Source organism: Terriglobales bacterium (genome assembly GCA_035454605.1).
GTDB lineage: Bacteria > Acidobacteriota > Terriglobia > Terriglobales > Acidobacteriaceae > DATMAB01.
In genome coordinates, this window is the sequence record DATIGQ010000065.1 from 1 (window position 1) to 15,044 (window position 15,044).

A 15,044-nucleotide genomic window follows, 5' to 3' on the forward strand; every position below is an offset into this window, starting at 1 on the left:
TCCGCATGCGGGCCGGAGCCCGGCGCCTGTTCGATTCCTTCGAGAAACATCGGCTTCATCGTGTTCTGCCCTTTCGTCCAGCCTTCCTGTCCTTCCGCGCATGATAGCGCATGTATTCCCGCACTCGGCGGCGGTAGGCGGCCGGCGTGTCGAAATCCAGCCAGATGGCCGAGGTGCGAACCGGCACGAATCGGATTCGCGAAAGGTCGCGGTAGACGACCTCGCGCGCCGAATCGGCGGTTTCCAGTTCCTTGCGGACTTTTGCCGCGAAGATTACCGGGTGCCCCGCACGCCGTCGGAAGCTGGGAGCGGCGATGGCCTGCGCCTTGTTTCGTCGCCGAAACCCGGCCACCAGGCGCCGAACTACCGCGGGGGTGAGCAGCGGGAAGTCCAGCGGATAGAGCATGAAGTCGGCGTCGCGCGGCACGCGTCGCAGTCCGGCCAGCAGGGAAGTGGTTTGTCCCCGGCGCCAGCGGCGATTCACCTCCACGCTGGCCGTGCGTGGCACAGCTTTCCGAAGGCGCGCCGCGTCATACCCCAGCACCACGATGGGTGGGGCCAGCCCGGCGCAGTTCTCCACCGCGATCTCGATCGCGGTTCGATCGCCGAAGCGCGCTGTCGCTTTGGGGAATCCCAGGCGTGACGAACGGCCTGCCGCCAGAATGATGGGATGGATGGCCCTCTGGATCATCGCTCCCAAGCTAAATCATCGGCGTAGCCCTGTCATGGCCGCGAAAAAGTTCTCTCCTCACAGCACACTCTTGACTGGCTCTGGTACATTGTTGAGCCCGGGTTCGCCAGTCCCGGGCGAATTCGGCCATCGGCCTCGCAGGAACCGGTATCCGATGTATCCACGAGCCTTTCGCTATCACCGCGCAGCATCGCTACCCGAGGCGGTCTCCATGCTTACCGACCTGGGCGAAGAAGCGAGGCTGCTGGCCGGCGGACAGAGCCTGATTCCCTTGATGAAGCTGCGTCTGGCCAGTCCCGCCCATCTGGTGGATCTGAATTTCGTCCCCGGCCTGGAATACGTCCGCGAGCTGGGGAACGAACTGCGAGTGGGCGCGCTCACTCGCCACGCCCAGATCGAGGAGTCGCAGGAGGCGTCGCGCATCCCCATCGTGCACGACTGCGCCGCGGGAATCGCGGACATCCAGGTGCGGAATCGCGGCACCCTGGGCGGCTCCCTGGCCGAAGCCGATCCCACCGGGGACTGGGCGCCCGTTCTTCTGGTGCTGGGGACGGAAGTCGTCTGCCAGGGCACGGGCGGCGAGCGCACCGTGAAGCTGGAAGATTTCCTGGTGGATGCCTTCGTGACCACGCTGGCGCCCAATGAACTGGTGAAGGAAATCCGGATTGCAAAGCCGCCCAAGAAGAGCGGCGGCGCTTACATCGCCGCCAAGCGCTCGGCGCCGGTGTACGCCTCCGCCGGCGTGGCCGTGCAGCTCACCATGGAGGACTCCAACGTCTGCCGCGAGGCCGGCATTGCGCTGGGCGCGGTCGGGCTGACCGCCATCCGCCCGCGTGAGGCGGAGCAGGTGTTGCGCGGCAAGGCCGTGGATGCCAAGAGCATCGAGGCCGCCGCGGAAGCGGCCATGCACGCCGCCGATCCGCAATCGGACATGCGCGGTTCGGCCGAATACAAGCGCGTCCTGGTGCGCGCCCTGGTCAAGCGCGCTCTGGATGCCGCCCTGCGCCGCAGTCGCGGCGAGCGAGTCGAGGTGAGCCACCTGTATGCCTGAAGAACTCCAGATGGTGCCCATCACCGTGACCGTCAACGGGCAGCGGCACTCGCTCTCCGTGGAGCCGCGCCTGCTGCTGGTGAGCTTGCTGCGGGAAACGTTGGGGCTCACGGGGACCCACATCGGCTGCGACACTACGTACTGTGGCGCCTGCACCGTGCTGCTGAACGGACGCAGCGTGAAGTCCTGCACCGTGTTCGCCGTGCAGGCCGACCAGGGCGAAGTGCGCACGGTCGAGGGCCTGGCCGAAGATTCCAAGCTCCACCCGGTGCAGCAGGCCTTCCTGGAGAGCCACGGGCTGCAATGCGGCTACTGCACGCCCGGCTTCCTGATGTCGGTCTGCCAACTGCTCGACAAGAATCCTGACCCGGACGAGAAAGCTATTCGCAAGGGCATTGCCGGCAACACCTGCCGCTGCACCGGCTATCAGAACATCTTCAAGGCGATCCATGCGGCCGCCGAATCCATGAAAGGGCGCTGACATGCCCATCAGTCTGGCGGGAGAATTCGAAGTCAAGAAGACGCCGGAGGAAGTCTACGACTTCCTCACCGACCCCAAGCGCTTCTGCCCGTTGCTGCCCGGCTACCAGGGTTCGACCATCGTGGACGACAAGAATTTCACGGTGAAAGTGAACGTCGGCGTTTCGCACATCCGCGGCACCGCCGAGGTGAAGCTCCGCCTGGCCGAAGCCGAGAAGCCCAAGCGCGCCCGCTATGAGGGCCAGGGGCGCATGGCCGGTTCCAACATGAGCCTCAACGCCGGCTTCGACCTGAGCAACTCTTCCGGAGGCACCAAGGTCGCCTGGAAGGGCGAGTCGCAGATCTTCGGTGGGCTGGCCTCCATGGCCGGAGGCCTGCTCGAGCCTATGGCCAAGAAGAACATCCAGCAGGTCATCGACGGTCTACAGAAAGCCTTGAGCTGAGTCCGTTCCAGCCTCAGGGCATTAGGAACGAATCGTCGTAAACGTCCTCTTCCTTGATTCTTGCCGGCGGGTTCTGCCCATTCACGAGTTCAATGGCGGCCTTGCGAGCTTCAGCCGAAGCTCTCCCGTTTTCGGTGAAGCAGGCGCGGACCGCTTCGTAGGTCTTTTCGGCGATCTCCCTGCCGCCATCCAGCAGCAGCTCCAGCGCCGGCAGCACTTCGCCCGGAGACTCGTGGACGCTGCGTAGGCTGGAACGCAACGCTGCGACCATCCTTCGGACCAGTGCCGGCTGTTCGCGGATGGTTTCTTCCGAAACTGCCAATCCGGTGGTGGGAATCCGAATCTCGTCGCCGAAGAAGGCGACCCTTGCCAGGCCCAGCGACTGTGCCTTGGCCGGTGGGACGGCGGAGCTCAGCACCGCGGCCTCGACGTTGCCCGATCGCAGCAGGCCAAGCCGTGCCGCATCATCGCGGGCCGCTTCCAATTGCACGTCCCGGTCGGGATTCAAGCCGCGCCGGCTCAGGATGGCGCGGTGCAGCAGCCAGGGGGGAGAGGCGGGCGGATAGGTTGCGGTGCGGGTTCCTCGCAAGTGCTCCAGCTTCGTGATTCCGGCGCGAGCGTAGATCCAGAACATGGGATGCTCGGTGGCGACAAGCACCACTTTTCGACGCGCCCCGGCCATCCTGCCCAGCAGCGTGGAACCACAGGCTACGCTGAACACGTGCGACTCGAGCTTCTCTTCCGGAGTGAACGTGATGTCTCGCAGGCGGACAGCCAGCCCTTCCCGCTGGTAGTGGCCCTGGCGTTCCGCGACGAAATGGAGCAGCAGCTCATGCAGATCGAAAGCCTTGAAGCCAAGGACAAGGAGTTCGGGAGCGGCTGTTTTCGACAAGTTACACTCCTCTGCCCATCCGCAGGCCGTCAGGTGAGTTGCGGGATCACTTCCTCGGCCAGGGTTCGCAGCAGTGCAGCCGGCTCCCGCGTGGTGAGCGGAATCACCACACGATCCACGCCCACTCCAAGAATGGCGCGAAACCTGGGAATCACTTCTTCCGGCGTGCCGGCCACCACCATCGCTTCCACGATCCGGTCCGTCACCAGATCGCCGTGGCTGGCTTGCTGGTTGACGTGCTGATAGTAGTTGTAGTGCTCCTGCAATCGCTTCAAGTCTGCTGCCAGATCCGGCGGCAGTGTGTCCTCCGGGTTGGATTGGAAAACAGTTTCCGCGGCTGCCGCGGCGTAGGGTCGAGCTTCCTCGAGTGCGGCCTGCCGGTCGTGGGAGACCGAGCACCCGAGCCGGACGCAAAGCTTCACGTCCTTGGGGTCTCGCCCTGCCTCCCGCGCTCCCGCGTGCACTCGTTCGATCGCCTGCCGCACCAGGGCAGGCTCAGAGCCTACCTGGAACAACACGCCATCGGCGATGCGTCCCGCCAGGTGCAGGGACTTCGGACCTGAAGCCGCGAAGTAGATGGGTACCGAGCGCGCAGGCCAGGTCATGCGGATCTCCTTGCCTGCATAGACGGCGGGCTGGCAGGCCATCAACGCGCGCAGGGTGTGCGTTGCCTCTTCCAGAGACTTGAGGGAAGCCGGCTTGAGGCCGAGCGTTCGCACGGCACTGAAGCCGGTACCGATGCCGAGAACGGCGCGTCCCCCGGACATCTCATCGATGGTGGCGATGCTGCACGCGATGGCGGCCGGGTGGCGCGTCACCGGATTCGTCACTCCCGTGGCCAGCATCAGGCGGCGCGTGCGCAGCGCTCCCAAAGCCAGTGTCACATACGCGTCTCGGAAGATGGACTGGGAATCGGCCACCCAGACTCCGCCAAAGCCCAATTCCTCCGCCGCCGCCATGAGCTGCACGCTTTCCTCTACCGCGCCCTGCGGCAGCACGCCGATGTCGAACTGAGTCTTCACGCCCTCGCCTTTCTCGCCCGACCACGCCGGGTCGTGCCTCATCATAATGCCTTGCCGCGTTCCGCATCACAGCGCGACCCTGGTAGAGGTGCGGTATACTCGCACGTCTCGCCGGACACCGAAATCGCCGATCAGGAGACCTGAACGTGGCCAGGAAACACAAAGCCGGCAAGTCCAAGCCAGCTGCGAAGGGAAACGGGGCCCACTGGGTGGGCAAGTCCATACCGCGCAAGGAGGAAGACCGCCTTCTCCGCGGACGCGGGAAGTTTGTGGACGATTACAAGCTTACGGGCATGCTGTACCTGCGTTTTGTGCGTTCTCCCTACGCCCATGCCCGCATCACCGGCATCGATGTATCTGAGGCTGAGGCCCATCCCGGCGTAGTGTGCACGCTGACCGGCCCGGAAGTGGCCCAGATGTGCAAGCAGCCGTTCCCGGAGATCGGCCCGCCGCCGGGCGCCGATATCAAGGATTTCCCCATGGCCGTGGACAAGGTCCGCTACCAGGGTGAACCCGTCGTGGCCGTCGTCGCCGAAACGCAGTTGGCCGCCGAGGATGCGGCCGAACTGGTTCGCGTGGACTACGACGCGCTCGATCCCGTCATCGACTCCGAGGAAGCCTTGTTGGACAAGAGCATCCTGCACGACTCGGCGGGAACCAACCTCGTGTATCGCGGCACCTTCGACTACGGCGATGTGGACAAGGCTTTCAAGCAGGCTGCCTATGTCGTGCACATCGACAAGATGCACTTCCACCGCTTTTCTTCCACGCCGCTGGAGTGCCAGGCCGTCATTGCCAAGTGGGATGCCGGCGATGACTTCATCCAATACATCTGCAACAACCAGTTCCCGATGTTCGCCATCCAGTTCCTGTCACCGGTGCTGGGCGTACCCATCGACCGCATTCACTGCACCACGCACGACATCGGCGGCGGCTTCGGCATCAAGATTGCCAGCTATCCGCAGATGGCCGTGTGCGCCCTGGCCTCGCGCAAGGCCGGCGGGCGTCCGGTGAAGTGGGTCGAGACCCGCACCGAGCACATGATTGCCAGCGCCCACGGCAACGAACGCACGTTCCGTGATACGCGCGTGGCGCTGGACAAGGACGGGCGCATCCTCGCCATCGAGTCCCGCCACATCGACGACTGCGGCGCTTATCCCCGCTACGAGCCGCTGGGCTGCATCATATGGGCCCAGGTTCTGCCCGGCGCCTATCGCTTCCGCAACTTCCGCGTGGATTTTTGCCAGGTGGTTACGACCAAGTGTCCTGTGGCGCCCAACCGCGGATACTCGCGCATGCAGCATCTCTGGTTCCTGGAGCGTATTGTCGATCTCTGCGCGCACGAGCTCGGTATTCCCGCCGACGAGATGCGTTTGCGCAATTACATCCAGGCCAAGGATTTTCCCTACACCACGCCCAACGGCTGCGTGTACGACTCCGGCGACTACCCGCGCATGCTGCAAATCGCCAAGCAGAAGATTGGCTGGGACGACTGGAAGCGCCAGCAGGCGGAGGCCCGTCGGCAGGGACGCTGGCTGGGCATCGGCATCGGCACCACCCTGGATTCCGGCACCAACAACTTCGGGCAATCCCGCCTGCTGAATCCCCACGCTCCCTTTTCCGGAAATTCCCAGGCCGCCATCTGCAAGCTCGACGTCTACGGCGAGTTGGTGGTTTCGGTGGGCTCCGTCCCCCAGGGGCAGGGCCACGAGACGGTTACGGCGCAGGTGGTGGCCGATGTGTTCGGGCTGACTCCGGATATGGTCGGCGTCAGCGTCGGTTTCGACACCGATCGCAATGCTCATACCGGCACCTCCGGCACCTATGCCAGCCAGTTCGCGGTCTCCGGCCTTTCGGCCGTTCAGGGCGCCGCCTTGAAGTTAAAAAAGGAAGTCAGCCGCGTGGCGGCCTTCGCCCTCAAGGCGAAAGAAAGCGAACTGGAGTTCGGCGTGGGCCAGCAGGGCCCGGAGGTCCGGGTTCGCGGCAAGAAGGACCGTTCCGTGAACTACTGGCGCATCGCCAATCTGGTTCATGTCAACGGTGCCGAACTACCCGAGAAGCTGCGCGACGTCACCCTGAACTGCCGCCACGTCTACCGCCCGCCTTTCGAGGTTCCCGATATCAAGCGCAAGTACGGCAACCTCACCCTTACGTACGCCGCACAGCTTCACATCTGCGTGATCGAGGTGGACCGCGAAACCTATCAGCCCAAGATCCTCGATTACGCTTCCGTAGATGACTGCGGCCGCGTGGTGAATCCGGCCATCGTTGAAGGACAGGTGATGGGCGCCACGGCCCATGGCATCGGCGCGGCCCTGATGGAGAGCTGCGTCTACGATCCGGCCTCCGGCAACATGCTCACCGCCACCTTCAGCGACTACACGCCCATCACCGCCGTGAACATGCCCATGGTGAAATACGGGCACATCGAGAGCCCGTCACCGTTCACCTTCGCCGGCACCAAGGGGATGGGCGAAGGCGGAGCCGCGCCGCTGCACACGGTGTGCGCCGCGCTGCAGGACGCGCTCTACTCCGCGGGCGTTTACGTGGACGATTCGCACAATAATGCCGACAGCATCTTCCGCCGCTTGCAGGCCATTGCCTCCGGCCAGCGCGAAACCAACGTGCGCGTGGAGCAGCGTCAGCCGGCTCGCGCCCACCGTCGATGAGCGCACCAGCCACTAGCCACGGGCCACGGGCCACTGCTCTTGCATGAAGCGGATCTGCATCGTCGGCGCCGGTTCCATCGGCAGTCTGTACGCTGCGCATCTGGCCCGCGTCGCTGAGGTATGGTGCTTCGTCCGCCGTCCTGAGCACGCCCGCGTGCTGAACGAGCAGGGCTTGCGGGTCTCCGGCGGGCACGATTTTCACGTCCGCCTCCGGGCCACGCACGACCCCGCCGAGCTTCCCGATTTCGATTTCGGCATCGTGGCCACCAAGGCCACGCAGACCGCGGAGGCCTTCGCGCCCGTGGGCCGCCATTTCGACCAAGGCGCCGTGCTCTCGGCGCAGAATGGGCTGGGCAGCGAGGAGATCCTGGTACAGCACACGCGCGGCTACATCATCCGCGGCACGACCTTCATGAGCGGCACCCGCCACAGTGACACGCACGTGCAGTACGAGCTGGATACGCCTACCTGGATGGGTCCCTTCGAGCCCACCAACACGCCGCTGGAGACAGTGAAGGAACTCGCCGACCTCATCGTGGCCGGCGGCCTTAAGGCAGAAGCCCTTGCAGATGCCAAGCCGTCACAGTGGTCCAAGCTGATCTTCAACGCGTCGGTGAACAGCGTCTCGGCGCTCGCCGGGCTGCCGCACTGCCCGGAGTTCGCTCACGAGCACCGGTTCTCCGACCTCGGCCACCTGCTCCACGACTTGATCAACGAGGGCAAGGCCGTGGCCGCGGCGCTCGGCATCCAACTGCATGAAGACCCATGGGAGATGAACAAGATCGGCGCCCAGACCGACCACCCCACCTCCATGCTCTATGATGTTCGTCACCGGCTCCCGACCGAGGTGGACTTCCTCGGCGGCGCCATCGCCCGCGAGGCCGCGCGGGCCGCCGTTCCCGCGCCCCTGCACACGGCGCTCTACCGGCTGATCAAGGGTTTGGAATTATCCTGGACTCGCGAAACGCGAAACGAGAAACGGGAGACCTGAAGCGAAATGGCCTGGCCCCTGGATGCACCCAAACTCGACCGCGTCCGCGCGCTGATGAAGGCGCAGGACCTCTCCGCCATGGTCTGCCGCGCGCCGGACAACATCCTCTACCTCACCAACTACTGGTGCATGAAGGGATACGACGCGGTGGTCTTCCCGCGCGAAGGCGAGCCCACGCTCATCACCCTGGAACCGCAGTTGAAGGACGCCCAGCGCAACTCCTGGACGAAAGATCTTCGTTTATTCAAGGGATACCACGAGCGCGACCCGCGCCCGCCCAACTTCCGCGCTCTGGATATTGCGCTGGAGGTGCTCAAGGAACGGGGATTGACGGACAAGGTCGGCATCGAGCTCACCAACTCGTCGCAGGCCGCCGATCGCATGGTGGGCGAGCCCACCGTCTACTCCCAGCCCTACTTCGACGCCTTCCGCAAGGTTTCCGGGCAGGTGGTGGACGCCATGCCCCTGCTCATCGAAGCCCGCGCCATCAAGACGCCGCAGGAGATCGAGCGCATGCGCCTGGCCAACGAACTGGCCGCGCTCGCCATGGAACACGTCCGGCAGAACATGCGGCCCGGCATGAAAGAAAGCGAAGTCGGAGCCATGTTCGAAGGCTTCGTGCACGGCGTCGGAGTCGGCTACCAGGGCAAAGTGGAGATGGCGCGCGCCTTCACCCTGGTCTGGTCCGGACCCGGCATCGCCACTTTTACCGCCACCGGCGACCGTCCCATTCAGGAACACGAGCCCACCCTGTTCGAGATCTGGGTCTGCGTGGACGGCTACTGGAACGACCTCACCAAGAACCTCAGCCCCGGCAAGCTCACTCCGCGCTATGAGAAACTGCTCGACCTTTTGCTCGCAGTGTTCAACGAAGGCGTCGCCTTCGCCCGCGATGGCGCCAGCTTCCCCGAACTCGACCGCCTCATCCGCGCCCGCATCGCCGAAGGCGGCTATCCCGGCCAGCCGTCGCATCCCGTCTGCCACGGCGTGGGGGCTCGCGCCCATGAGCCGCCCTATGCCCATCAGGCCGGTACCGGCACCATCCGCCAGAACATGGTGCTGGCTATTGAACCGGGGATTTATTGGGAAGGCGGCGGCGGATTGCGGCTGGAGGACGACTTCCTCATCACCGCCACCGGCAACGAGAAGCTCTGCACGTTCCCCGACGACTTTCGCACGCTGATTCCGTCGTGATTGCACGTGACGCCATGCGGGCTGAAGGAGTAGATTCTTTCTTCACCTCCTGAGGCCTGACGCCACCGAACATGCCCAAGTCCGTCGCAAAAAAGAAAAAGCCCGACCTGGCCCATTCCATCCTTGCCCACATCGACGAAGAGGCCCTCATCACCATGGCCTGCGATGTGGTGAACATCCCCAGCCCCACCGGCGAAGAGCAGGCCATGGCGGAATACATGGCCCAGACCTTTGAGCGCATGGGCCTGGAAGTGGCCTGGCAGGAAGTGGAAACCGGCCGCGCCAACGTGATTGGCCGCTTGCCGGGTGCGGGTAACGGCAAGACGCTGATGTTCAACGGCCACATGGATACCTCCAACACCGGCCGCGAGCCGTTTCTCACCGGAATCGGCTACAAGCCCCATGCCATCATCCGCAACGAGATGATCTACGGCCTCGGCATCTACAACATGAAGGGCGCGCTGGTCTGCTACACCCATGCGGTGCGTGCGTTGCAGGCCGCTGGCGTCCGCCTGGAAGGCGACGTGGTCATCGCCGCCGTCGCCGGCGAGATTGAAAAGTCGCAGGTCGGGGAGTACCAGGGCCGGGAATTCCGCGGCTACGGTTGCGGCACGCACTACCTGGTGAACCACGGGACGCTCCCGGACATGTGCATCCTGGGCGAGCCCACGGATATGCAGCTCGTTCTCGGTCACTACGGTTCCATGTGGGTCCGTCTTTCGACCGCCGGGCTCTACGTGCACACCGCCTTCGGGCCCGGTCGGGAAGGCGAGAACTCCTTGCGGCGCATGCACCAGGTCATGGCCGATCTGATGAAGTGGATTCCTGGCTGGCAGGAGCGCAGCGCCTACGGCAACAAGAAGGGCTTCGTGAACCTGGGCGGCATCCACGGCGGCCATGCCTGGCGCGCCAGCCGCACCCCTGAACGCACCGAGCTCTATCTCGACGTCCGTGTTCCGCCCACCATGCCCATGGCCGAGGCGCGCCGCGACTTCAAGCGGTTCTTTCTTGACCTGCGCCAGCGGCACCCGGACTGGGGCCTCGAATTCGAAACCTATGTTTCCGTGCCCGGCGCCGAGATCGCCGCCGACCACGCGATGATCCGCGCCATCGAGAAGAACCATCGCCGCATCGTGGGTCAGCCGCCCAAGCGCGATACCGTGCTCTGGTCTTCCGACGCCAGTGTGCTCACCCGCTATGGCGTGCCGACGGTGAACTACGGGCCGTCCAGCGGTCCCCGCGACAAGGAAGGCGAGAAGGTGCGCATCAAGACGCTCGTGGACATGACCCGCATCTACGCCCTTATCGCGGCGGACCTCTGCGGGGCGCAATAATGTTGTCATCCTGAGCGAGACGCTGTTGCTCTCTGTCGAGCGAAGGATCTGGGCGCGCCGATTCGCGCCAAGTGCGCGAAAGGCGCGCATCCTTATAGGAGACCTGAGACCCTAAGCATGCCATCCCCCGCCGAACTCGCTCGCCGTTACGCCAACATCCGTCGCGCCATGCAGGCCGAGAATGTGGACGCCCTCATCGTTTGCGGCAACCAGTACGCCGGCTTCGAAGGCGCGGTCCGCTACGTTTCCGGCTTTGAGATCGTGCACCGCTACTGCTATGTGCTCATTCCGATGGAAGGGGATCTGACGCTCATCTTCCCCGCGGAAGCCCGTTGGATCGGCGACAAATCCAAGCCCTGGGTGCGCGACCACGTCTGGCCCGCCATCCCCGGTCAATGGATCGCCGCGCGCGCTCAAGAACGGAAGTGGAAGCGCCTCGGCGTCTACGGCCTCAAGCACGTCATGGCGGTCGTCGATTACCAGGCGCTGGTGTCGGCGGGCCTGGAGCTCGTGGACTTCGATTTCGCTTTCGACATGGCCCGCGCGGTCAAGAGCGAAGAAGAGATGAAAGAGATCCGCGAGGCCATGGACATCGTGGTCGAGGGCTTCCATGCCCTGGTGAAGAGCTACGCTCCCGGCAAGACCGAAGCCGAGATCATGGCGCCCGCCGTCGAGGTCTATTTCGCGCGCGGCGCCGGCCCGCGCATGATGAACATCGTGCTCTCCGGCACCCACGGCACCGCCGAAGCATCGTTCAAAGTTCCCGGCCACCGCGTGGTGAATCCCGACGACCTCATGCTCTACTCCCTGGAGGTCACCAACTCGGAGGGCTACTGGGTGGAGTTCTCCCGCGCCATCATCGAGGGCAAGCTCGACCCGGTTACCGAGCGCATGAGGCAGGCCTACCCCACCGCGATGGAGGAGGCGCGCAAGCGCCTGCGCGAAGGCGAACTTGCCTCCAGCGTCCACCGCGCCATCACCGACGTTTTCAAGGAGCACGGCTTCTCCCTCGGCCACCTCTCCGGTCACGGCATCGGCGCCACCATGCTGGAGTACCCCGCCGTGGGTTCGTCGAGTGACGTCGTCCTGAAGGAAAACATGGTGCTCTCCGTTCATCCCCAGGTGGTGGATCAGGATGGCAAGGTCTGCCTCTACACGCAGGACACCTATCGCGTGGGCAAGAGCGAGGGCGAGAACCTCTGTGACGTTCCCTGGCGCCTCTACCGCGGCGGCGACGTTTAGCGCCGGCGCCCCGCCGACTGTCGCGCGGGCCTCCTGCCCGCGCATTCTTGTTCTTCTTCGTGTCCTTGGTGGTGAAAATCCGTTCCGTCGCTTCCTGCGTAACTCGTACGACAGACTGGTTGTTTTTCTGAGAATTGGGAACTGAGAACTAGCCACTGATCCCTGATGACTGTCTTCCTCACTGGCTCCACCGGCTACATGGGACACGCGCTGGTCCCGCGCCTCCTTGCCCGCGGCCATCGCCTGAAGGCCCTGGCGCGTCCCGGCTCGGAGCGCAAGCTGGGGCCGGGCTGTGAGCTGGTTTCCGGCAACGCCCTGGACGCAACCAGCTATCGCGATAACATCGCCCCTGCGGACACCTTCGTCCATCTGGTCGGCGTGCCCCATCCCGCGCCGTGGAAGGGAGCGCGGTTCCGTGCCGTGGACTTGGTCTCTATCCGGGAAGCCGTTCCGGCGGCGGTGGCTGCGGGCATCCGTCACTTCGTTTACCTCAGCGTGGCCCAGCCTGCGCCCATCATGAAGGCTTACCTCGAAGTGCGCGCCGAAGGCGAGCGCCTGCTGCGCGAGAGCGGCGTGAACGCCACGTTTCTGCGGCCCTGGTACGTGCTCGGTCCCGGGCACTACTGGCCGTATCTGTTGCTTCCCGGATACTGGTTGGGCGAACTGCTTCCGCCCACGCGGGAGAGCGCGCGTCGTCTGGGTCTCGTTTCCCTCAACCAGATGCTTGCCGCTTTGGTCTCCGCCGTAGAGAATCCTCCTGCGGGCATTCGGGTCGTCGAAGTGCCCGCCATCCGCAAAAGTCGGATTGATTTGTCCGCCATTTAGCAGGTGCTTGTCATCCCGAGCGCAGCGAGGGATCTGCTTTTTCTGGCAACTGGCAACTCGGTACGGGCAACTTGAAAGGGTCAAAATGAAGAAACGAATCTGTGTCGTCGGATGTGGAGCGGTGGGCAGCTTGTTCGCGGCTCACCTGGCGCAAAAGGGTGAGGCCGAGGTCTTCGCCTATGACGTCTCCCGCGAGCACGTGAATGCCATCAACGGCAGTGGTCTGCGTCTCTCGGGGGAGGCCGAATTCACTGCCCGCCTGCGCGCCGCCTACGATGCCAAGGAACTGCCCCGCTGCGACTATGGCATTGTGGCCACCAAGAGTGTCCACACGCGCGGCGCCATGCAGCAGGTCGCGCGTCTCTTCGATGAGAAGAGCGCGGTCTGCTCGGTGCAGAACGGCGTGGGCAACGAGGAGATCATTGCCGAACACGTGAAGTACGTCATCCGCGGCACCACCTTCCCCGCCGGCCACATCCTCGCCCCCGGTCACGTCGGGTACGACATCAAGGGCGACACCTGGATCGGCCCTTTCGAGCCTACCAACACGCCCATGTCCATGGTGGAAGAGCTGGCAGGGCTCATGACCCGCTCCGGCATGAACACCATCGCCATGCAGGACGCGCGCGGCGCCCAGTGGACCAAGCTGATTTTCAACGCCGGCACCAATCCCGTGGGCGCGCTCACCGGACTGCATCACAGCGCGGCTTCGTTCTTCCAGCCTACCGGCGAACTTTTTGACGCGCTCATCGACGAGGGGCTGGCCGTCGCTCGCGCCCTGGGCATCGAGCTGCATAACGATCCCAAGGCGCTCGTGCTCAAGGCGGCCAACGCGCCCGGCAAGCACAAGGCTTCCATGCTGCAGGACGCCGAGGCCCGCCGCCAGACCGAAGTCGACTTCATGAACGGCGCCATCGTGGAGTGGGGCAAGAAGACCGGCGTCCCCACGCCCCTGAACAAGGCTATCTGGGAGCTGGTGAAGGGACTGGAGCACTCCTGGACGAATCCGTAAGACACCCGTTTCCAGTTTCGAGTTTCCAGTCAGAATCACTGACGAAATCGCTAAGGTCATTTATCATGACTGCCGCTTCCTTGCTGGAAACTTGAAACAGAAAGCTGGAAACTGCCCTCATGCCTCCTTTCAAGATCGGCGTCCTGCAACTCTCCATGGAGCCTCTCGGCGAAACTGTCGCCATGGCCAAGGCCTGCGAGCAGGCCGGCTTTGACGTTTTCTGGCTGGCCGAGGCTTATCCCTGGTGGCGCAAGCACTCCTACGAAGCCCGCTCTTCGACCGCCATCACCGCCATCATTGCGCGCGAGACCAAGCGGATCGCGGTGGGCTGGGGCATCATCTCGCCCTACACGCGTCATCCCGTGCAGATCGCCATGGAAGCCCGTGTCATGCAGGACGCGGCCGGCGATGGCCGCTTTCTGCTCGGCCTCGGCGCCTCCAAGATCTTCATGAAGGAGATCGGCGAGGGCGAGAAAGGTAAAGAGGTCGGTCCCGCCGTCGTGATGCGCGAGAGCCTGGAGATCATCCAGGCCGTGCTCGCCGGCGGGGAGGTGCGCTATGAGGGAAAAGCGTTCAGCGCCTTCGCGCCACCGCTCAAGCCGGACGCCCACGTCTCCCGCGCCCGAGTGCCCGTGTATTTTGCCGGGACCGGTCCGGTACTGCAGAAGCTCGCCGGGCAGATCACCGATGGCTTGCTCACCGCTTCCATCACCACGCCCGAGTTCGTGAAGTATTCACGCAAGAACATGGAAGAAGGCGCGCGCAAGGCCGGCCGCGACCCCGCCGCAATCGATCTCGGCTCCGTCATCGTGGGCAGTGTGCACCGCGACGGAAAGAAGGGCAGGGAAGGGGCGCGCGAGATGGCCGCCATGTATCTCGCCAACAAGGTGCAGAACATCCGCGGCACCGCGGACACCCTTCTGGAATGCGCCCAGTTGAGCATGGAAGAGATCCGTCCCATTGCCGAGGCCATGGAACAGGGCGGGCGCAAGGCCGCAGCCCGCGCCGTGACCGATGGGATCCTGGATAAAGTGCATGCCATCGCCGGCACGCCCGACGACTGCATCGCACGGCTCGAGGAATATCGCGCCGCCGGCTGCACCCAGATCATGCTCGAGCTTTGGGGTGACGACCGCCTCGAGCAGGCCAAGCTCTTCGGCGAGGCCGTCCTGCCGCACTTCAAGAAAGCTCGGTAGCG

14 protein-coding genes are annotated in these 15,044 nt (G+C 64.3%); 11 read left to right on the forward strand and 3 right to left on the reverse strand.

The window, feature by feature from the left end:
• Positions 1–55: 55 nt before the first annotated feature.
• Complete coding sequence (locus VLE48_04460; GenBank protein ID HSA92240.1) at positions 56–691, reverse strand: nucleotidyltransferase family protein; 636 nt, start codon at positions 689–691, stop codon at positions 56–58.
• A gap of 154 nt (positions 692–845) precedes the next feature.
• Here VLE48_04460 and VLE48_04465 point away from each other — a divergent pair, with 154 nt between their 5' ends.
• Genes VLE48_04465 through VLE48_04475 form a run of 3 tightly spaced genes read left to right on the forward strand, consistent with a single transcriptional unit; the run spans position 846 to position 2,665 of the window.
• Positions 846–1,742, forward strand: a complete 897-nt coding sequence (locus tag VLE48_04465) for a xanthine dehydrogenase family protein subunit M (protein ID HSA92241.1) — start codon at positions 846–848, stop codon at positions 1,740–1,742.
• Positions 1,735–2,223, forward strand: a complete 489-nt coding sequence (locus VLE48_04470; protein ID HSA92242.1) for a (2Fe-2S)-binding protein — start codon at positions 1,735–1,737, stop codon at positions 2,221–2,223. The genes VLE48_04465 and VLE48_04470 overlap by 8 nt, the downstream gene beginning before the upstream one ends.
• Position 2,224: 1 nt before the next feature.
• Positions 2,225–2,665, forward strand: a complete 441-nt coding sequence (locus VLE48_04475; GenBank protein ID HSA92243.1) for a carbon monoxide dehydrogenase subunit G — start codon at positions 2,225–2,227, stop codon at positions 2,663–2,665.
• A gap of 13 nt (positions 2,666–2,678) precedes the next feature.
• Here the strand turns inward: VLE48_04475 and VLE48_04480 are convergent, their stop codons facing one another.
• Together VLE48_04480 and VLE48_04485 are read right to left on the reverse strand one after the other, a co-directional pair.
• On the reverse strand, positions 2,679–3,557 hold the full coding sequence (locus tag VLE48_04480; GenBank protein HSA92244.1) for an ABC transporter substrate-binding protein: 879 nt from the start codon (positions 3,555–3,557) through the stop codon (positions 2,679–2,681).
• Between the two features lie 29 nt (positions 3,558–3,586).
• Entirely contained in the window at positions 3,587–4,624 is a 1,038-nt protein-coding gene (locus VLE48_04485) for an LLM class flavin-dependent oxidoreductase (protein HSA92245.1), read from the reverse strand.
• A 101-nt stretch (positions 4,625–4,725) separates the two neighbouring features.
• Between VLE48_04485 and VLE48_04490 the strand changes: the two genes are divergently transcribed.
• The 8 genes from VLE48_04490 to VLE48_04525 all read left to right on the forward strand — a co-directional run bounded on the left by VLE48_04490 (position 4,726) and on the right by VLE48_04525 (position 15,042).
• Entirely contained in the window at positions 4,726–7,248 is a 2,523-nt protein-coding gene (locus tag VLE48_04490; GenBank protein ID HSA92246.1) for a xanthine dehydrogenase family protein molybdopterin-binding subunit, read from the forward strand.
• A gap of 43 nt (positions 7,249–7,291) precedes the next feature.
• Positions 7,292–8,239, forward strand: coding sequence for a 2-dehydropantoate 2-reductase (locus tag VLE48_04495; protein ID HSA92247.1), 948 nt, complete (start codon positions 7,292–7,294; stop codon positions 8,237–8,239).
• A gap of 6 nt (positions 8,240–8,245) precedes the next feature.
• Positions 8,246–9,433 (forward strand): Xaa-Pro peptidase family protein, encoded by a 1,188-nt coding sequence (locus VLE48_04500; GenBank protein HSA92248.1) that lies wholly within the window; start codon positions 8,246–8,248, stop codon positions 9,431–9,433.
• A gap of 71 nt (positions 9,434–9,504) precedes the next feature.
• Positions 9,505–10,767 (forward strand): M20/M25/M40 family metallo-hydrolase, encoded by a 1,263-nt coding sequence (locus VLE48_04505; GenBank protein ID HSA92249.1) that lies wholly within the window; start codon positions 9,505–9,507, stop codon positions 10,765–10,767.
• Between the two features lie 117 nt (positions 10,768–10,884).
• Positions 10,885–12,009 (forward strand): M24 family metallopeptidase, encoded by a 1,125-nt coding sequence (locus tag VLE48_04510; protein ID HSA92250.1) that lies wholly within the window; start codon positions 10,885–10,887, stop codon positions 12,007–12,009.
• Between the two features lie 165 nt (positions 12,010–12,174).
• Positions 12,175–12,834, forward strand: a complete 660-nt coding sequence (locus VLE48_04515) for an NAD(P)H-binding protein (protein HSA92251.1) — start codon at positions 12,175–12,177, stop codon at positions 12,832–12,834.
• A gap of 85 nt (positions 12,835–12,919) precedes the next feature.
• Positions 12,920–13,846, forward strand: a complete 927-nt coding sequence (locus VLE48_04520) for a ketopantoate reductase family protein (protein HSA92252.1) — start codon at positions 12,920–12,922, stop codon at positions 13,844–13,846.
• A 119-nt stretch (positions 13,847–13,965) separates the two neighbouring features.
• Complete coding sequence (locus VLE48_04525) at positions 13,966–15,042, forward strand: LLM class flavin-dependent oxidoreductase (GenBank protein HSA92253.1); 1,077 nt, start codon at positions 13,966–13,968, stop codon at positions 15,040–15,042.
• The last annotated feature ends 2 nt before the right edge of the window (positions 15,043–15,044 follow it).